Here is an 18,600-nt window from a genome sequence, read left to right on the forward strand (position 1 = left end):
TCTCGGGATATTCGTGTCGCAGAGTGTTTCAGGTAAAACCCGAAACGCTCTAAGCGTCAGATTTCCGTGGCACCATCCGAGTCCGGCTGAGGCAGATCCGGGCTCTCGGGCACAGATTCAACCGGTTTTTTACGGATGATGATGTCGCCATTCGGAAGGATTTCTGGCGCTTCATAAGCGCTCCAATCCTCAACCTCGCCCGCCAGATCAGCCAGTGCGGGGCCCATCTGCACAAAGAAGGACTCCATGGCCGGGCCGAACTGATCGACCATCCCCTGTAAATCCTCAAGCGCGGGCTCCATTTCTTGCCGCAACCCTTCAAAAAACAGCTCAGCCCCCTGCTCCATCAGGGACTTTCCGGTGTCTTCCTCGGCTGCGGCTGGCAGCGCCGTAAACGCGACCGCACAGATCGTAACAAGATGTTTCATGTTTCTGAATATAAGCCCTGACACCCGCAGATGAAAGGTCAGAGCCGGATATCCAACGTGACCGGAAAGTGATCCGAGGCCGTCAGCAAGGCGTTTTGCAGATCCGGTAAGGCCCGGATTTCGGGATCATTCAAAGGGTGCCAAATGCGCCAGACCGGGTCCAGTGCCCGCAGATTTTCGCTGATCATGACATAGTCCAGCAGCGCCTCAAGGTATTGCCCCTTCCCTCGGGCAAACCGCGCCGTTGAAGCAGCTGGATCGCCCCCCACAGCATAGGGATCGTACAAGCCCGCTTGCAGCAATATCTCAACCGAGGATCGCCCGAATAGGTGCTCGAACTCATCCAGTCCCGGCCCATCATTCAGATCGCCCATCAGGATCACCGGCTGGTGATCCGTGATATGCGCACCGATCCGGCGCGACAGCCACACGGCCTGCGCCAGTTGTTTGCGGCGATTGGCGATTGAGATGCGGATCCCCTCATCCCGAGACCCGGCCCCATGCGGAGCCTTGGATTTCAGATGCGCCCCGATCAGCCGGACCTGCGCCCCTCCCCTGATCTGCAGCGACAGCTCCATCGGAGGTTTAGAGAACCGCACATGATCTTCGGTCGCGTCAATATCGAGGTCGATGTGAAACACGCCATCAAAGCGCGGGGCCTCCTTGTCGCCAGCGACAGGATCATGGCGCGCTGTCACAATCTGCGGATCATAAAGCAGCGCCAGTTCCTGATCCGTGTCATTGGGAAAACCCATCACCGCATGGGATGTGCGCAGCTCGAACGCCTCGGCAAAGCCCTGCAAGGCGCGGACGGTGTTTTGTTTGCTCCCTGTATTGGGGGCCTCGACGATCAGAATGGCATCCGCATCCAGCGCTGTCAGCACTTTGGCAATCGCTTCGACCTGCTGCGCCTTGGTGACGTTGTAGCGGCCCGACCAGCTGTCATCGACCAGCAGCTTGTCATTGCGGTCAAACAGATTGGCAAACCATTCGATATTGTAGGTCGCGAGCCGCACAGGCTCAGGCCCGCGCGCCGTTGATCTCATCCCAGGCGCGGTTGATGTCGATCATCTTCTTCTCGGCCAGGCGGATCGCCTCTTCGGGCACGCCCCGCGCCATCATCGCATCGGGGTGGGTTTCGCGCACCAATTGCCGCCAGACCTTGCGAATATCGGGCAGCGCCATGTCGCGCGGTACGCCGAGCACCGTATAGGGGTCTTTGGGCGCATCCGGCACAAACCGCGCACGCAGGGCCAGAAATTGCGCATCGGTCTGGCCGAAAATCCGGCTGACTTCTTCCAGAAATTCATTTTCATTGGGGTGATAGAACCCATCGGCCATGGCGATATGGAACAGCCCCTCCATCAGATCGCACAGCGTGGTGCTATCATCCGCGAACATCTGCGCGATCTTGCGGGCGTAATCCTGATAGCCCGCAACATCTGTCCGTGCCATGTCAAAGACGCGGGCGGCTCCGGCCTCATCATCGCGGGCGATCTGGAACACGTCGCGAAAGGCCGTGACCTCATCCCGCGTTACCTGCCCGTCGGCTTTCGCCATCTTTGCCCCCAGTGCGATCACGGCGATCGTAAACGCGACCGAGCGTTCGGGCGGCGTGCGCAGTTTCTCAAAAACAGCGGTGAGGCTTTCGCCTTGGGCAAGCGCGCTAAGCGCGTCAGAGATACGGGTCCAGATCGACATGAGCGCACCCTAGCGTCCCAATTCGCAACTGTCAGGTGCGACAGATCACTCCTGCGCAAGAATTTTCTGCATCAGCACCAGATCCAGTCTTTTATCCCATTTGCAACCGACTTCGGGCATATGGCCGACGTGTTTGAAGCCCAGCGCGGCGTGAAATGCGGTGGCCGCAGGATTGGCCGATGAAATACCGGCCACCAGAACATGAACCCCCTCTTGCTGGGCAATGTCCTCAAGCGCGGCCATCAGGGCTCGACCTGCGCCCTGCTCACGTGCGGCGGGCGTCAATTGGACCGTATGCTCGCAGCATTGCGCGTATCCCGGTCCATTCCGGAAAGGACCAAAGGTCGCAAAACCCAAAACCTGACCGTCTTTTTCGGCCACCAGAAATGCAGGGCTGCGTGTTTCAATTTCCCGGGCAATCGCTGCTGCGTCGCGCTCTTGCGTGGTAAAGGTCACCAGCGTATCACGTATGATTGCATTGGTGATTGCGGCTACTGCCTCGGCATCCGAGGTCCGGGCCTGCCTGATCATCATTCCAGCACGCGTGGCCCATGCGGCGTGTCGAATTCAGCGCGCAGCGCGGCGGGACCGGTGTCGAAGGCCACATACTCCAGCGCTCCCAACAGCTGCGCCAGATCCAGCGCGTCCGGGTGGTAGACCACCAGCCGCCGCAGGTTGCAGCCGCTGTCCTGCAGCATTCGGGCCGGGTGCAAATCCCCATGCCATTGGATCAGCGCCGGAAACAGATTGTCAAAAGGCAGCCTTCCATTGAGCGGCACGGCCATTTGCCATCGCAGAGCCCCCCGCGCCAGATCAATGGGCTGACCGACACCATCGGGAAACAGCGCCAGCGCGGCGTCGATATCCGGCACCCGGCAAATCCAGTTTGTCAGGCGCGGCTTGCCTGCGAACCGGTCCAGATCAAACCATCTGGTGCGTTCCAGCCGAGGCGCTCCGGGGTCAATCGCGATGGCCTCAAGGTACAGACCGTTTTTCAATCCCAAAAGGCGGTTATGGGTCCCGAAAGCATCATGCTTGCCGCCTTCTTGCAGGTGCACACCCAAGGCGTCTTCGATATGCGCGGCGGCCTCTTCCAGCGTTTCGCCCGCCACGGCCAGATGATCCAACAGCATGTGCGACCTCTCAAACGATTGCGACCAGACCCGCAGGGGATCTGGTCGCATGTTTTCGTCAAAGTCGCGCGATCACAAGATTTTTCGTCGAAAAATCTTGGCCAGCGTCACGCTTTGGCTTCCTGGATCAAACGCAGGATGTCCTGTGCAGCCTCGGGGATGTTGGTTCCGGGCCCAAAGATCGCTTTGACCCCGTGGTCATAGAGGAACTGGTAATCCTGCTGCGGGATCACCCCACCGCAGATGACGATGATGTCTTCGGCACCTGCTTTCTTGAGTTCTTCCACCAATTGCGGAGCAAGCGTTTTGTGCCCGGCGGCCTGCGAGGAAATACCGACGACATGGACGTCATTGTCCACCGCATCCTGCGCTGCCTCGGCCGGGGTCTGGAACAAGGGCCCGACATCCACGTCAAAGCCGATATCGGCAAAGGCTGTGGCAATCACCTTGGCGCCCCGGTCGTGACCGTCCTGCCCCATCTTGACCACCAAAAGACGCGGGCGGCGACCTTCAGCCTCGGCGAAATCTTCGATGGATTTCTGGATCGCGGCGAAGCCTTCATCGCCTTCATACGCTGCGCCATAGACACCGGCCAGCGTCTTTACTTCGGCGCGATGGCGGCCGAACTCTTTCTCCATAGCCATGCTGATCTCTCCTACGGATGCACGGGCGCGGGCGGCCTCGACGGCGGCGGCCAGCAGGTTTCCACCCTCTTGGGCGGTCTTGGTCAGCGCGTCCAGCGCCTGTTGGCATGCGGCATCGTCGCGAGTCGAACGGATACGTTCGAGCCGGGCGACCTGTGCCTCACGCACAGCAACGTTGTCGACGTCCAGAATGTCGATCGGGTCTTCCTGTTCCTTGCGGTATTTGTTGACGCCGACGATTACCTCATCGCCCCGATCGATCATGGCCTGACGGCGCGCGGCGCTTTCTTCGATCCGCAGCTTGGGCATGCCCGAGGCGACGGCCTTGGTCATGCCGCCCATTTCCTCGACCTCTTCCATCAGGGCCCAGGCTTTTTCGACCAGCTCATTGGTCAGGCTTTCGACATAGTAGGACCCCGCCAGCGGATCGACCACATCGGTCACGCCGGTTTCTTCCTGCAGCACCAACTGCGTGTTTCGCGCGATCCGGGCCGAGAAATCGGTGGGCAGGGCAATCGCCTCATCCAACGCGTTGGTGTGCAGCGACTGCGTACCGCCCAGAACCGCGCTCATCGCCTCATAGGCGGTGCGGATCACGTTGTTATAGGGGTCTTGTTCCTGCAACGACACACCGGAGGTCTGGCAGTGCGTACGCAGCATCTTGGACCGCTCGGATTTCGCGCCGAAATCAGTCATCACGCGGTGCCACAGGGTGCGCGCGGCGCGCAGTTTGGCAATCTCCATGAAGAAGTTCATGCCAATGGCAAAGAAAAACGACAGACGCCCTGCGAATTTGTCCACGTCCATCCCGGCCTCGGTCGCGGCGCGTACATATTCACGGCCATCGGCCAGCGTATAGGCCAGTTCCTGCACGAGGTTCGCACCGGCCTCTTGCATGTGATAGCCCGAGATCGAGATCGAGTTGAATTTGGGCATCTCATTCGAGGTGTATTCGATGATGTCCGAGATGATCTTCATCGACGGTTCGGGCGGGTAGATATAGGTGTTGCGCACCATGAACTCTTTCAGAATGTCATTCTGAATGGTGCCGGACAGGACGGATTTGTCATGGCCCTGCTCTTCGCCCGCCACGATGAAATTCGCCAGAATGGGGATCACCGCACCGTTCATCGTCATCGACACTGACACCTTGTCCAGCGGAATGCCGTCGAACAGGATTTTCATATCCTCGACACTGTCGATGGCCACACCGGCCTTACCCACATCGCCCACCACGCGCGGGTGGTCGCTGTCATAGCCCCGGTGCGTGGCCAGATCGAAGGCGACGGACACGCCCTGCTGACCGGCGGCCAGATTGCGGCGGTAAAACGCATTCGATTCCTCGGCGGTCGAAAACCCAGCGTATTGGCGGATCGTCCAGGGACGGCCCGCATACATCGTGGCTTTGACCCCGCGCGTGAAGGGCCCGAACCCCGGCAAATTACCCATATGCGGCAGGTCGGCGGTGTCCTCGGCTGTATAGAGCGGCTTGACGTCGATGCCTTCCAGCGTCTCTTTGGTCAGATCGTCCAACGGCCGTCCGCGCAGCTCTTTTTCCGCCAGCGCCTGCCAGTCCTTTGTGTTGGTCATGTCGATTTCCTCTCGTCAATTCGGATCACGGCGGGCTGACGCCGCCGCGTTGTTGTGCGGCACCCTGCCCGGCCAACCGGGTCAAAGCGCGAAATTTTGAGCAGCTCGGGCAAATCGCCGGTCGCATTCGTCAAAGCAGCGGCTATATTCAATAGAACAGGAGGCCCTATGACACGCACGCTTGCCCTTGTTTTCTCGGCACTATTCCCGATGGCAGTTCTTGCCGCCGATGGCTCTGCGCCTGTGGAAGATGAGTTCGTTCGACCTGCGGGTGACAGCGAACTCAGTGAATTTCTATGGGTGAACCGGCCCATCATCGTCTTTGCCGATACGCCCGCAGACCCGCGCTTCCAGCAGCAGATCGACATGTTGGTTGAAGGCGAGGCCGCGATGCGCGACCGCGATGTCGTAGTGATCACCGACACGGACCCGGATGCCCGGTCCCCGATCCGGTCGCAGCTTCGGCCGCGCGGGTTCCAGATGGTCTTTGTCGACAAGGACGGCGTCGTCAAGCTGCGCAAACCCAGCCCGTGGAGCGTGCGCGAGATTGGCCGATCCATCGACAAAACCCCCCTGCGCGAACGTGAAATCCGCGAACGGCGCGAGGGCGGCTGAGCACCTTTACCACGCCCCAAGCCCCCGGTGCCGAACGCCGGGATGCTGCAGGGATATGACAAAAGCGCGGTCATGATCACTCGAACTCGATGATCACGTCGTCCACGGCAAGGCTGTCGCCTGCGCCTGCGTTGATCTTGGCGACCACGCCCTTTTTCTCGGCGCGCAGGATGTTTTCCATCTTCATCGCCTCAATCGTGCACAGCGCCTGCCCTTCCTGAACCTCTTGCCCCACTTCAACATCGACCTTCACGACAAGGCCGGGCATCGGGCAGAGCAGCATTTTCGAAGTATCGGGTGCCAGTTTTTCCGGCATCAGCTGCGCCAGTTCGGCCTGACGCCGGGTGCGCACATGCACATTCAAATCCGCGCCCCGGTTGCGGATACGGAACCCGCCCGAGATTTTGCCGACCTTCATGACCAACGGCGCACCATCCACCATCATGGTGGCCAGTTGATCACCCGGGGTCCAGTCGCCAGTCACGCGCATTTCCCGGCCATCCTCGAACAAGATCGTGGCCCCGTCCTGATCGGCAATAACCTTGAGCGGCCACGGAACCTCACCCCCGAAAGTGACAACCCAATCAGAGCCGACCTTGCGTTCATGGTTGTCCATCCGGCCCGAGACACGGGTGCGGCGGATTTCGGCGACACGGTGCATCGCCGCGCAAGAGGCTGCGATACGACGCAGGTCTTCTTCTGGCAGGGTGACGCCTTCAAACCCGTCGGGGTATTCCTCGGCAATAAAGGCGGTGGTCATGTCGCCGCTGATGAATTTCGGGTGATCCATCACGGCAGACAGGAACGGCAGGTTGTGGCCGATACCCTCAACCTCGAAACTGTCCAGCGCCACCCGCATCGCTTCGATCGCCTGATCCCGGGTTGGGGCCCATGTGCACAGCTTGGCGATCATCGGGTCATAATACATGCTGATCTCACCGCCCTCATAGACGCCGGTATCGTTGCGCACCGCCACTGACCCTTCGGGCGCGTCGCCTTGCCATTTGCCATTGACCAGCATCGGGCCACACGCCGTTTCCTGCGGCGGGCGATAGCGGGTCAGACGACCGATTGACGGCAGGAACCCACGATACGGGTCCTCGGCATACAGACGGTTTTCGATGGCCCAGCCGGTCAGGGTCACATCGTCCTGCGTGATCGACAGTTTCTCACCTGCGGCCACGCGGATCATCTGCTCGACCAGATCAACGCCGGTGATCAATTCGGTCACCGGGTGTTCCACCTGCAGGCGCGTGTTCATCTCAAGGAAATAGAAGTTCTTTTCGCCGTCCACGATGAACTCAACCGTACCGGCGCTGGCATAGTTCACAGCCTTGGCCAAAGCGACCGCCTGTTCGCCCATTGCCTTGCGGGTTTCGGGGTCCAGGAACGGCGACGGGGCCTCTTCCACAACCTTCTGGTTCCGGCGCTGGATCGAGCATTCACGCTCGCCCAGATAGATACCGTTGCCGTGGCTGTCACACAGAACCTGAATTTCGATATGACGCGGCTGGGTCACGAATTTCTCGATGAAAATCCGGTCATCCCCGAACGAGTTCGCCGCCTCGTTCTTGGAGGATTGGAACCCCTCGCGCGCCTCGTCATCGTTCCACGCGATGCGCATGCCCTTGCCACCGCCCCCGGCGCTGGCCTTGATCATCACCGGATAGCCAATGTCGTTGGAAATCTTGACCGCCTCGTCGGCGTCTTCGATCAGACCCATGTAACCGGGCACCGTCGATACGCCTGCCTCCTGTGCGATTTTCTTCGAAGTGATCTTGTCACCCATGCTTTCAATCGCACCGACCGGGGGCCCGACAAAAGCAACGCCTTCGGCATCAAGCGCCTCGGCGAATTTGGAGTTTTCCGACAGGAAACCGTAACCGGGATGCACCGCCTGCGCGCCGCTTTGGCGGATAGCGTCCATGACCTTGTCGATCACGATGTAAGACTGGTTCGCGGGCGGTGGTCCGATATGGACGGCCTCGTCCGCCATCGACACATGCAGCGCGTTCTTGTCTGCGTCCGAGTAGATGGCAACTGTGCCGATACCCATCTTGCGCGCGGTCTTGATAACCCGGCAGGCGATTTCACCCCGGTTGGCGATCAGGATCTTGTTGAACATGGAACGTCCTTTGTCTTGGTGTTCTGGAAACGCAAAACGCCGCTGCGGGGCGTGAACCCCACAACGGCGTTTTGCGCGATGACGGTCGAGGCGGAGTGCGCCCCGAAAGATGCGTTAGTAGCAGTTCTTCTGCGTTTTACAGAAAAGCACGTTGCCGGCGGCACCGACGGCCGCGCCGACAAACGGGTCTGCCCCGAGAACCGCGGCACCCAATGCGCCGCCGCCGCCGCCCAACAGGGCCTGCTCGCCGGTCGAATCGCCGCAGGCGGCCAGTCCTGCACAGGCTGCCAAGGCAAGGATGAGTTTTTGGAATCGCATATGCTCTGCCTCTTTTGGCTTGGTGTTGTATCGAGGGGCACATGCCGCAACCGCAGGCTGTTATTCAATAACACGCGTTGTTTTTCTGCGTTTTGCGCAGCTTTACGCCACCCAACAGCCAATGTGGGTGCAAAGAAAAACGCGGGCAAGGTTTTGTGAACATCACAAACCTGCCCGCGTAAGGAAGGGGTACGGAATAGTAGGTGCTTATGCGGCGCAGGCAAAGTAGAGCCACACAGCCCGCCCACCATGCACAGCACAAATGCGTGTGCAAACACAGGATTGTTTCCCATCCGGATTCCGGCTGGAATTCGCCCATACCGAGAATTTGCGCGCAATTTCGTGCCGATAGCGTGCAAAGTCTCATCTTGGGGCTTACTCACGCCCATCGTCACATTGTCGTTACAAAAAACTCCGCCTGACCGTTTTTCTGCACTCGCATCATCACGCCGCGTTGAGCGGGCGAGAGAAAAAAATTCGTTCCCTGACACAAGGTTAACCGATCTGTTCACCCTTGTGTGAAGTTGGCGTTTACTTGGAACAATTTTCCTTGAGGATTCACGGCTGAATTGTCCCATTCTCGTGATTTCCCCAGCTGACAAATGCGTGAAACTTTGCGCGTGCAATCTTGCACACAAGGGAACACCCACATGATCACAAAGAGAAAAAAGGCACTCCTGCTCGCTGCCTCGGCTCTTAGCGTCTCTGGCACGCTGGCTTTTGCTCAAGATGCAGAGACTCAGGCAGAACTGGAAAAGCTGCGCCTTCGGATCGAAGCACTGGAATCGCAGGGACCAAACGCTACCCCCGGTGAGTTCAGGATCGGCAACACCACACTGGACGTGTATGGCTATGTCAAAGCCGACTTCTTCTACGACTTTGACTTTGACCAGGGCGACACCGCCTTCGTGAACGTCATCGGTGAGCCGGCCAACGCGACAAGCGGTACCTTTGGTGCCACTGTTCGCCAGTCGCGCATCGGCTTGCTGACCAGCACGCCCAGCGCCATTGGTGACATCGGTGGGCAACTGGAACTGGACCTGTTCGCAGGTGGTGGTGCCGCAGAACTGCGCCTGCGCCACGCGAACATCCGCATTGGCGATCAGTGGTTGATCGGTCAGTTCTGGACGAACTTCCAGCCGCTGGACACTTACCCGACCTCGGTTGAATTCAACGGCCCCGTTGGTATCGCCTTTGCCCGTGTTCCGCAGGTTCGCTATACGAACACCATTGGCGAAAACACAACCGTTGCCGTTTCGATCGAAGAAAACGTCAGCGGCTCGAACTCTGATGATCCGGTCTTTACCGCGTCGGCCGAATACAATGATGGCAGATTCATCGCACGCGGCGCCCTGCTTTACGGTAAAGCAGAAGGCGGCGGTGTCGAAGTCGACCAAACTGGTCTGACCGTGTCGGGATCTGCCCGACTTTGGGAAGGTGGCCTGTTTCAGGTAAACTACGTGACCGGCGAAGCGCTTGGCCCGTACCTGATTGGTCTGGGTGATGCGGTTGTTGGCGGCGAAGCCAACGACGTTGACGGTTTCACCGTCGAATTGCGTCAACAGATCAGTGAGAAATGGAACGTCGGCATCGCCTACGGCTATGAAGACTACGATCTGCCGACTTCGACCGGCACGCTTGCTTTCACCGAGCTTGAGACGATCCACGTCAACGCCTTCTATCAGGCTACCGAGAACCTGACGCTGAGCGCCGAATACATCTATGGCGAACGCAATGACGCGACCACCGGTCAGGACTTTGACGGCGACCGTATCCAGGTCGCAGCGCAGCTGAACTTCTGATCGAACAATACCGCCCTGCCCGACACCGGGCAGGGTTTTCTCCGGGCCTCCTGCCGGATGGATATGCGCGACCGCAGTCGGCACGGCTCAGCGCACCCCGTCGAAGATGTCAGGAAATGACATCCGCGCCGTATCAACATCAATCACAAGCAAAGCGTCATAGCTGGCCGGGTCAAATGGATCTTCGGCGGCGATCACTTCGCGTTCAAACAGCCAGCTCAGACGGCCTGCATCCAGATTGCCACGCTCAAAGGGCTGGTCGCCAAAATTTTCCCACAGCGCCTGCATGAATGCGGCATCCGCGCGTCGGTCTGCCGGTTTGCGATCCCGAAATCGGTCACGCCGTGTGATGGGGGTCACGCCTTTGGGATTGGCCCGGCGGATAGTGAACTGAAAATCCGTGCCCGGCAAACGACCGGGGAAACCGCGATGCTTCAGCATGTCGGCACCTCGCTATTCGAGGGTTTCAGGAAAACAGAGTTGCCCCCAAAAACAGATGGGATCATTTCGCGCACCTCCAAAGCCGCATTGGTATTCAGATACGCTCTGAGGGGGTGAAAACGGGGTTTCATGGTCAGAGCCCCTCCCAGATACAGTGGGATTGCTCCAACCGATAGGCTTCAAAAAACTGCGTTGCATCCGGCGCGGTGCGCCCGAACTCGGTGGGCCTGTCTGACAGCGAAATTACAACCCGTGCAGGCTCAAGCTCGTGCCGCGATACATAGGCGATGGCGAGGGTCTGGCACAAATGCTCCATATCCACCGAGGCCACATCATACCCGATCCGACCAACATCTGATCCGATTTTGGGTGCGATAAAGCGGAACCTGACCCAAAGTTCACCTGGGTTGTTGTCCAGCAAAACGTCGCTCAGATGCACTGGCTGGCCGGACGGGACCGACAACAGATTTTCCGCTTGCGCCAGTGCTGTGGATGACCATGCAAGAAACACCGAAATAGAGGCGCGACCCCAGACTTGCCAAAGACAAGCTCCTCTCTCCGGGGTCGCGCGCGCCTGGCTTTTGGCCCGCGCTTTTCGATATCTCGTAAGGCATTCCATGTATCAGCTTTGACCTCAAAGTCAAACACGCCATCCGGCGATGTTCTACGATCCTGCCGCCAGACAGATGTCTGACTGGCAGCAAGACAGCTGCGGGGTTCAAGTAATCCGGCTTACAGCGGGATGTTGTCGTGCTTTTTCCACGGGTTCTTCAACTGCTTGTTGCGCAGGCTGGCAAAGGCGCGCGACACGCGACGGCGAGTGGATTGCGGCATGATCACTTCGTCGATAAAGCCACGCTCGGCTGCGACAAAGGGATTGGCGAACCGATCTTCGTAATCCTGCGTGTGCTGCGCGATCTTGTCCGCATCGCCCAGATCGGCGCGATGGATGATCTCGGTCGCGCCTTTGGCGCCCATCACGGCGATCTCGGCGGTGGGCCAGGCATAGTTGAAGTCACCACGCAGATGCTTGGAGGCCATCACGTCATATGCACCACCATAGGCTTTGCGGGTGATAACAGTCACTTTTGGAACGGTCGCTTCACCATAGGCAAACAGCAGCTTCGCACCGTGTTTGATCACGCCGCCATATTCCTGGCTTGTCCCCGGCAGGAACCCCGGCACGTCGACCAGAGTCAGGATCGGGATCTCAAAGCAGTCACAGAAGCGCACGAACCGCGCCGCCTTGCGTGAGCTGTCGATATCCAGACACCCGGCCAGAACCATCGGTTGGTTCGCCACCACACCAACGGTCTGCCCCTCAAGGCGGATAAAGCCAGTGATGATGTTCTTGGCGTAGTCTTCCTGAATCTCGTAGAAATCGCCCTCATCCGCCACTTTGGTGATCAGCTCTTTCATGTCATAGGGCGAGTTCGGGTTATCCGGGATCAGCGTATCCAGCGAGGTTTCAAGACGGCCGGGTTCGTCAAAGAACGGACGGACCGGAGGTTTCTCGCGGTTGTTCAGCGGCAGGAAATCGACCAGACGGCGCACTTCGGCCAGCGCCTCAACGTCGTTTTCAAACGCCCCATCCGCGACCGAGGATTTCTTGGTGTGGGTCGAGGCACCGCCCAGTTCTTCGGCTGTGACGACCTCGTTGGTCACCGTTTTAACGACGTCAGGGCCGGTCACAAACATGTATGAGGTGTCTTTGACCATAAAGATAAAGTCGGTCATCGCCGGGCTATAGACCGCGCCACCGGCGCAGGGGCCCATGATCACGCTGATCTGCGGAACCACGCCCGAGGCCATGATGTTGCGCTGGAACACTTCGGCGTAACCCGCCAGTGAGGCCACGCCTTCTTGAATACGCGCCCCACCCGAGTCGTTGATCCCAATAACCGGCGCGCCATTCTGGATCGCCATATCCATGATCTTGCAGATTTTCTGCGCGTGGGTTTCCGACAGCGACCCGCCAAATACGGTAAAGTCCTGGCTGAACACATAGACCATTCGGCCGTTGATCGTGCCCCAGCCGGTCACAACCCCATCGCCCGCAGGTTTTTGGTTTTCCATGCCGAAATCGGTGCAGCGATGACTGACGAACATATCGAATTCTTCAAAGCTGTCTTCGTCCAACAACAGCTCGATCCGCTCGCGCGCGGTCAGCTTTCCACGGCCGTGCTGCGCATCAATGCGCTTTTGTCCACCGCCCATCCGGGCATTGTTGCGACGGTCTTCCAGCTCGGTCAGAATATCTTTCATGGCGCTCATTCCCTGTGAGATTTCGCGCGACACTATACGCAGAAGGCTCAGGTCCAAAGCATCTTTCGGCAAATTTGCAAATATTTGGCAATCAACATCTGGAAAATTGTAAATTTGCTAAGTATCAAAATGAATGGACGTCATGGATGGCCTTCCCCGAAACGGTGCTTATAAATGCGAACCATGCAGTTCAGTTCACCCCGAGCCCATCGCTCACCCCCAACAATATCGACGCTTGTTTTGCTCTCGGGGCTGTCCGCTCTGAGCTTGAACCTGTTTCTGCCCAGCCTGCCTAACATGGCCTTGCACTTTCAGGCCGATTACAAGGTGATGCAATTGTCCATCGCGTTGTATCTTTTGGTCAATGCCGTCCTCCAGATTCTGATTGGTCCGATTGCGGACAAGGCCGGGCGCAGGCCCGTTCTGTTATGGGGGCTGGCGCTGTTCCTGATCGCCACGCTGGGCTGCATTTACGCCCCCAATATCGAAGTGTTTCTGCTGTTTCGTATGAGTCAGGCCATTGTCGTTGTCGGCATGGTTCTCAGCCGAGCGGCGGTGCGCGACCTCTATTCTCAGGATCAGGCGGCCTCGATGATCGGCTATGTGACGATGGGCATGGCGATTGTCCCGATGATCGGCCCGGCCATTGGCGGCTTGCTCGAAGAAAGCTTTGGCTGGAAGGCCAATTTCTGGCTGCCGTTTTTCCTGGGCGCGCTGACCCTGGCGCTGACATTCCTGGACTTCGGCGAGACCTCGACCAAAAGTGGAAAAACGCTGGTTCAACAGTTTCGCGAATATCCCGAATTGCTGCGATCTCCGCGCTTTTGGGGGTATTCTCTGTCTTCGGCTCTCTCGTCCGGGGCGTTTTTTGCCTATCTGGGCGGAGCCCCCTTTATTGGCAGCGAGCTTTTCGGCCTGAGCGCCGCACAGCTTGGCATCTATTTCGGCGCGCCTGCTTTGGGGTATTTCTTCGGCAACTTCCTCAGCGGCCGTTACTCGGTTCGTTTTGGCGTGAACCGCATGGTGCTGTGGGGGTGCTGGATGAACGCGGTGGGCATCACCCTCTCCGCCTCACTGTTCCTGGCCGGCCTGGGTACAGCGTTCAGCTTTTTCGCCTTCATGACCTTTGTGGGGGTCGGAAACGGCATGACGATACCCAATGCAACCTCGGGCGCCTTGTCCGTTCGCCCGCATTTGGCCGCCACCGCGTCAGGCCTCAGCGGCGCAATCATGTTGGGCGGCGGCGCGGGACTCAGCGCGTTTGCAGGAGCGCTGCTGACCCATGAGACAGGCGCAATGCCCCTGCTTTGGCTGATGCTGGCCACTTCTGTTCTGGCCATCTGCGCGATTGCGTCAGTCATCCGACGGGAAAGGCAACTGGGCCTGTAACGCAGCTTGCTTCAGTTGGTTTGCAAAGTTATCGTGCCAAAACAGAAAAGTTGCAAAGGCACGCCATGGCCACCCAGAAACTCTATGCCGGTGCAAAACTGCGCGAGATGCGCACGCGCCTGGCCCTAACGCAAAAAGAATTCGCAACCAAACTGGGGGTTTCGCTTCCCTACCTGAACCAGATGGAGAACAACAATCGGCCGGTCTCGACCACGGTTGTTCTGGCGCTGGCGCAGGAATTCGGCATGGACGTGACCGAGCTGAGCACCGGCGACAGCGAGCGTATGGTATCGGACATGCGCGAGGCGCTGGCAGATCCCGTCTTTGACGATGCAGTCCCGCCTTTGGCTGATCTGCGCCTGACCGCCTCTAACGCCCCCGCACTGGCGCGCGCCTTTATCGCCCTGCACAGAACCTATCGGCAAACCCATGAACGGCTTGCGTCGCTGGACGAGGCGCTGGGGCGCGAAGACGCCCAAATTCAAGCCAGCCCATGGGAAGAGGTGCGCGATTTCTTCCATTATTGCGACAATTACATCGACGCGGTTGACCGCGCCGCCGAGCGCTTTTCCACACGGGCCGAAGAGTCCGGCGGTATCCGTGCCGCAGCAATCAACAGCCTGGGCGAACGCGGCATCAGGGTTCAGTTCACAGAAATTGAAGAGACCCGGAAATACGACGCTGACAGCAAGACTCTGCAGTTATCCTCTCGTATCGCGCCCCAAACACAGGTCTTTCAGCTTCTTTTGCAAGTCGCACTGATCAGTCAGGATAAACTGTTGGACGCGACGCTGGATTTCGCCAAATTTCAAAGCGACGAGGCCCGCGCCATCGCCAAGATCGGCCTTGCCAATTACTTCGCCGGGGCGTCGCTTATGCCGTATGGCGTTTTCCTGAGCGCGGCCCAGGAACATCGGCACGATCTGGAACTGCTCAGCAACAGGTTCGGAGCCTCCATCGAACAGGTTGCCCACCGTTTGTCCACACTGCAGCGCCCGGGTGCCAAAGGCATCCCGTTCTTTTTTGTCCGCGTTGATCAGGCCGGGACAATCACCAAACGCCACTCAGCCACACGGTTGCAATTTGCCCGCTTTGGCGGTGCCTGCCCCCTATGGAATGTACACCGCGCCTTTGAAACTCCAGGCCATTTCCTGCGGCAACTCGCGGAGACACCGGACGGGGTTCGCTATATCTCACTGGCGCGGGATGTTTCAAAATCGGGCGGCTCGTTCGGGGCACCTGTGCGCCGCTACGCTATCGCACTTGGTTGCGAAATACGCCATGCCGAAGCGCTGGTCTATGCTGACAATCTGGATATCAACAACGCCAGCGCCTATGAACCGATCGGTATCTCTTGCCGGATTTGCGAGCGGCAACACTGCCACCAGCGCTCGGTCCCACCGCTGGAACGTCGCCTGTCTATCGACGCCCATACCCGCGGAACCCTACCGTACGAAGTCACCTGATCTTTTTCTGTTCAAAAACGGCGGGGAGTTGACGAAGACGACGGGGGCAAAGCCCCCGCCCGCTTGCTTAAGCCTTCGACAGGATCGACCAGATTTCATCCTTAAGCGCCGCGCGCTTCTTGCGCAGTTCGCCCTCGGCAAGGTCTTCCATCGGCTCGACATTGGTTTCGGCGCGATGAACAACGCGGTTGATCTCATGATACTCATCCGCCAGCCGCGCGAAATGCGCGTCTGATTGCTTGAGCTGGCTCATCAATTCAACCTTGTCCGGAAACTCTTCGGCCAGTTCATGCGGGGTGTGGGACATTCCTGTTCGCTCCTAAAATATGTCGTTACGAGTCAGGTCTATAGATGTTTGTCACACCCCGCTTTGACCCGGATCAAATCACCGCTGCACCTAGGCGCAATCCAGAGGTGCACACAGGCGGCCAGTGGCCCGTGGCAGCACCACCGATGCCCACCAGGGCCAAGATTTTTCGTCGAAAAATCTCTGCGCCTCTGGCGGGAGTTTTTTGAGAAGATAAAGGGATCACTCTCCGCGGGGAAAGCGCTGACTTTCCTCGACAATATTCAGATCCATGTGATTGCGCATGTACCGCTCAGACGCTTTTTGCAAAGGCTGGTAATCCCATGGGTAATACCCGCCCTGCCGCAGCGCCTCATAGACCACCCACCTACGGGCTTGGCTGGCGCGGACATCCGCATCGAAACGGTCGAGGTCCCAGCGGGCCTCGGACTTGGCACGCAGGCTTTGCAGAGTGCCTGAATGTTCAGGTTTGCCTGCAAGATTGTCCAACTCATACGGGTCGGCCTCAAGATCGAACAGCTGATCCGGATCCAACGCACAGCGGTTGTACTTCCACTTACCATAGCGCAGCGACACCAGTGGTGCATAAGACGCCTCGGCCGCGTACTCCATCGCAACCGGTGCTGTCCGTGGCTCCCCTTTGGCTAGTGGCACCAGGTCTTCGCCATCGGTCCATGGTGCGATTTCAGCCATGTCCACCCCGGCCAGCGCGCCAAGGGTCGGCGTCACATCAATGGTCGAGACAGGCGTATCAATGCGGCCGGCTGGCAAATCAGGGGCTGAAATCATCAGGGGCACCCGAGATGAGCCCTCGAAGAAGGTCATCTTGAACCAAAGGCCCCGTTCCCCCAGCATATCGCCGTGATCCGAAACAAAGAGGATCGTCGCCTCTTGCCGTGTGGTTTCCAGCACCTCAAGGATTTCGCCGATCTTGTCGTCCAAATATGAAATATTGGCGAAATAGGCGCGGCGAGATTTGCGGATATCTTCTTCGCTTATGTCAAAACTGCGCCAGTCATTGGCGTCGAAAATCCGTTTGGAATGAGGGTCCTGATTGTCATAGCCAAGGTCCGACACCTCGGGCATCAGATGCTCGCAGTCTTCATAGAGGTCCCAGTATTTGCGCCGTGCCACATAAGGGTCGTGCGGATGGGTAAAGCTGACAGTCACACACCACGGACGCCCATCCTTGCCACGCGCCAGATCATACAGCTTTGTCTTAGCGTTGTAGGCGACCTCGTCATCATACTCCATCTGGTTGGAAATCTCGGCTATGCCGGCGCCGGTCACGGAGCCCATGTTGTGATACCACCAGTCGATCCGTTCGCCCGGTTTGCGATAGTCGGGCGTCCAGCCGAAATCAGCGGGGTAGATGTCGGTGGTCAGGCGATCCTCGAACCCGTGCAACTGATCTGGGCCGACAAAGTGCATCTTGCCCGACAGGCAGGTATAGTATCCGGCCCGGCGCAGGTGATGCGCATAGGTGGGAATATCGCTGCGGAACTCGGCCGCGTTGTCGTAGACGCCGGTGCGCGAAGGCAGCTGCCCGGACATGAAGCTGGCCCGCCCCGGCGCGCAAAGCGGCGAGGCTGTGTAGGCATTCGCAAACCGCGTGGACCGCGCGGCCAGTTTCTTCAGGTTCGGCGCATGCAGCCAGTCCGCGGGACCGTCGGGAAAGAGGGTTCCGTTCAGCTGATCCACCATCAGGATCAGAATGTTTGGTTTGGTCATTTTTCAGCCTCGATCAGAGTGTTGAGGACGCGCATCGCGTGGTTCACAGCCAGTTGCGGTTCTTCCGGGGCGCTGAGCGCAGCGTGGATATACAGCCCGTCGATCAGAGCGATCATGTTCTCGGCGGCCTCGACCGGGTCGCTCATCACCGGGCGTAGGGCGTCCACAAGGTTGGAACGGATACGCGCCTGATAAATCTGCCACAGGCGCAAGGCGTCATCGTTTGTCTGCGCCAAAACATAAAATGTCATCCACGCTGCGATGACATCGGGCGTAAAGCAAGAAGGCGCAAAGCAGGCGCGGATGATGGCTTGTGCCCTTTTCTCCGGGGCAGCGGTCGCCAGCTCTGACCGCGCCTCATCGCGAAAATCGGACAGGATGTGCCGCATAGCGGCCAGAAATATCTGATCTTTGCCGCCAAAATAGTGATGCGCAAGGGCGCTGGACATTCCAGCCCTTTTGGCAATCTGGCTGACAGTTACGTCGAGGGATTTCTTGGCCCCAAGCTCGGCAATCGTGGCGCGCACAATCGCGTCACGACGGATTGGCTCCATTCCGATTTTCGGCATAGCTGATCCCTCCCAACGATGAATGAAAGGACGCTACGGAGTATTTATTGACGCGTCAATTAATAACGATTTCCGG

Annotated in this window: 18 protein-coding genes; 4 read left to right on the top strand and 14 right to left on the bottom strand. The window is 58.6% G+C overall.

Features of this window, described 5'->3' with window-relative positions; all coding sequences use genetic code 11:
- Positions 1-56: 56 nt before the first annotated feature.
- The 6 genes from ACRZ94_RS03795 to scpA all read right to left on the bottom strand — a co-directional run bounded on the left by ACRZ94_RS03795 (position 57) and on the right by scpA (position 5,496).
- Positions 57-428 (bottom strand): hypothetical protein, encoded by a 372-nt coding sequence (locus ACRZ94_RS03795; protein ID WP_480796703.1) that lies wholly within the window; start codon positions 426-428, stop codon positions 57-59.
- Positions 429-466: 38 nt separating this feature from the next.
- Entirely contained in the window at positions 467-1,444 is a 978-nt protein-coding gene (locus ACRZ94_RS03800) for an endonuclease/exonuclease/phosphatase family protein (protein WP_480796704.1), read from the bottom strand.
- A 4-nt stretch (positions 1,445-1,448) separates the two neighbouring features.
- Positions 1,449-2,129, bottom strand: a complete 681-nt coding sequence (locus ACRZ94_RS03805; RefSeq protein ID WP_480650256.1) for a TerB family tellurite resistance protein — start codon at positions 2,127-2,129, stop codon at positions 1,449-1,451.
- Between the two features lie 45 nt (positions 2,130-2,174).
- Positions 2,175-2,663 carry an N-acetyltransferase family protein gene (locus ACRZ94_RS03810; protein WP_480796705.1) on the bottom strand — a complete coding sequence of 163 codons (489 nt, stop codon included), beginning with the start codon at positions 2,661-2,663 and terminating at the stop codon, positions 2,175-2,177.
- Entirely contained in the window at positions 2,660-3,262 is a 603-nt protein-coding gene (locus ACRZ94_RS03815; RefSeq protein WP_480796706.1) for a VOC family protein, read from the bottom strand. Before ACRZ94_RS03815 ends, ACRZ94_RS03810 begins: the two co-directional genes overlap by 4 nt.
- A gap of 107 nt (positions 3,263-3,369) precedes the next feature.
- The gene (gene scpA / locus ACRZ94_RS03820; RefSeq protein ID WP_480796707.1) at positions 3,370-5,496 is read right to left on the bottom strand and encodes a methylmalonyl-CoA mutase; all 2,127 of its coding nucleotides are present in this window, start codon (positions 5,494-5,496) and stop codon (positions 3,370-3,372) included.
- Positions 5,497-5,664: 168 nt separating this feature from the next.
- On the opposite strand from scpA, the gene ACRZ94_RS03825 reads away from it, so the two are divergent.
- Positions 5,665-6,111 carry a DUF4174 domain-containing protein gene (locus ACRZ94_RS03825; RefSeq protein ID WP_480650252.1) on the top strand — a complete coding sequence of 149 codons (447 nt, stop codon included), beginning with the start codon at positions 5,665-5,667 and terminating at the stop codon, positions 6,109-6,111.
- 76 nt (positions 6,112-6,187) lie between these two features.
- Here the strand turns inward: ACRZ94_RS03825 and ACRZ94_RS03830 are convergent, their stop codons facing one another.
- Together ACRZ94_RS03830 and ACRZ94_RS03835 are read right to left on the bottom strand one after the other, a co-directional pair.
- The gene (locus tag ACRZ94_RS03830; protein ID WP_480650251.1) at positions 6,188-8,236 is read right to left on the bottom strand and encodes an acetyl-CoA carboxylase biotin carboxylase subunit; all 2,049 of its coding nucleotides are present in this window, start codon (positions 8,234-8,236) and stop codon (positions 6,188-6,190) included.
- A 114-nt stretch (positions 8,237-8,350) separates the two neighbouring features.
- Positions 8,351-8,554: a hypothetical protein gene (locus ACRZ94_RS03835; protein ID WP_480650250.1), complete on the bottom strand. Its 204-nt coding sequence runs from the start codon at positions 8,552-8,554 to the stop codon at positions 8,351-8,353.
- Positions 8,555-9,204: 650 nt separating this feature from the next.
- Here ACRZ94_RS03835 and ACRZ94_RS03840 point away from each other — a divergent pair.
- Entirely contained in the window at positions 9,205-10,356 is a 1,152-nt protein-coding gene (locus ACRZ94_RS03840) for a DcaP family trimeric outer membrane transporter (protein WP_480650249.1), read from the top strand.
- Between the two features lie 87 nt (positions 10,357-10,443).
- Here the strand turns inward: ACRZ94_RS03840 and ACRZ94_RS03845 are convergent, their stop codons facing one another.
- From ACRZ94_RS03845 to ACRZ94_RS03855, 3 genes are all read right to left on the bottom strand, one after another.
- Positions 10,444-10,797: a hypothetical protein gene (locus ACRZ94_RS03845; RefSeq protein WP_480650248.1), complete on the bottom strand. Its 354-nt coding sequence runs from the start codon at positions 10,795-10,797 to the stop codon at positions 10,444-10,446.
- A gap of 133 nt (positions 10,798-10,930) precedes the next feature.
- A complete protein-coding gene (locus ACRZ94_RS03850) occupies positions 10,931-11,308 on the bottom strand; it encodes a DUF6497 family protein (RefSeq protein ID WP_480650247.1) in 378 nt (125 codons plus the stop codon).
- 221 nt (positions 11,309-11,529) lie between these two features.
- A complete protein-coding gene (locus ACRZ94_RS03855; RefSeq protein WP_480650246.1) occupies positions 11,530-13,062 on the bottom strand; it encodes an acyl-CoA carboxylase subunit beta in 1,533 nt (510 codons plus the stop codon).
- Between the two features lie 183 nt (positions 13,063-13,245).
- Between ACRZ94_RS03855 and ACRZ94_RS03860 the strand changes: the two genes are divergently transcribed.
- The gene (locus ACRZ94_RS03860; RefSeq protein WP_480796918.1) at positions 13,246-14,451 is read left to right on the top strand and encodes a multidrug effflux MFS transporter; all 1,206 of its coding nucleotides are present in this window, start codon (positions 13,246-13,248) and stop codon (positions 14,449-14,451) included.
- 65 nt (positions 14,452-14,516) lie between these two features.
- Positions 14,517-15,917, top strand: a complete 1,401-nt coding sequence (locus tag ACRZ94_RS03865; protein WP_480650244.1) for a helix-turn-helix domain-containing protein — start codon at positions 14,517-14,519, stop codon at positions 15,915-15,917.
- Positions 15,918-15,984: 67 nt separating this feature from the next.
- On the opposite strand, the gene ACRZ94_RS03870 is transcribed toward ACRZ94_RS03865, so the two are convergent.
- The 3 genes from ACRZ94_RS03870 to betI all read right to left on the bottom strand — a co-directional run bounded on the left by ACRZ94_RS03870 (position 15,985) and on the right by betI (position 18,524).
- A complete protein-coding gene (locus tag ACRZ94_RS03870; protein WP_480650243.1) occupies positions 15,985-16,224 on the bottom strand; it encodes an HP1242/YdcH family protein in 240 nt (79 codons plus the stop codon).
- A 222-nt stretch (positions 16,225-16,446) separates the two neighbouring features.
- Positions 16,447-17,955, bottom strand: a complete 1,509-nt coding sequence (gene betC, locus ACRZ94_RS03875; protein WP_480650242.1) for a choline-sulfatase — start codon at positions 17,953-17,955, stop codon at positions 16,447-16,449.
- Complete coding sequence (gene betI / locus ACRZ94_RS03880) at positions 17,952-18,524, bottom strand: choline-binding transcriptional repressor BetI (RefSeq protein WP_480650241.1); 573 nt, start codon at positions 18,522-18,524, stop codon at positions 17,952-17,954. The genes betC and betI overlap by 4 nt, the downstream gene beginning before the upstream one ends.
- Between the last annotated feature and the right edge of the window lie 76 nt (positions 18,525-18,600).

Source organism: Ruegeria sp. CH10, from assembly GCF_056537125.1.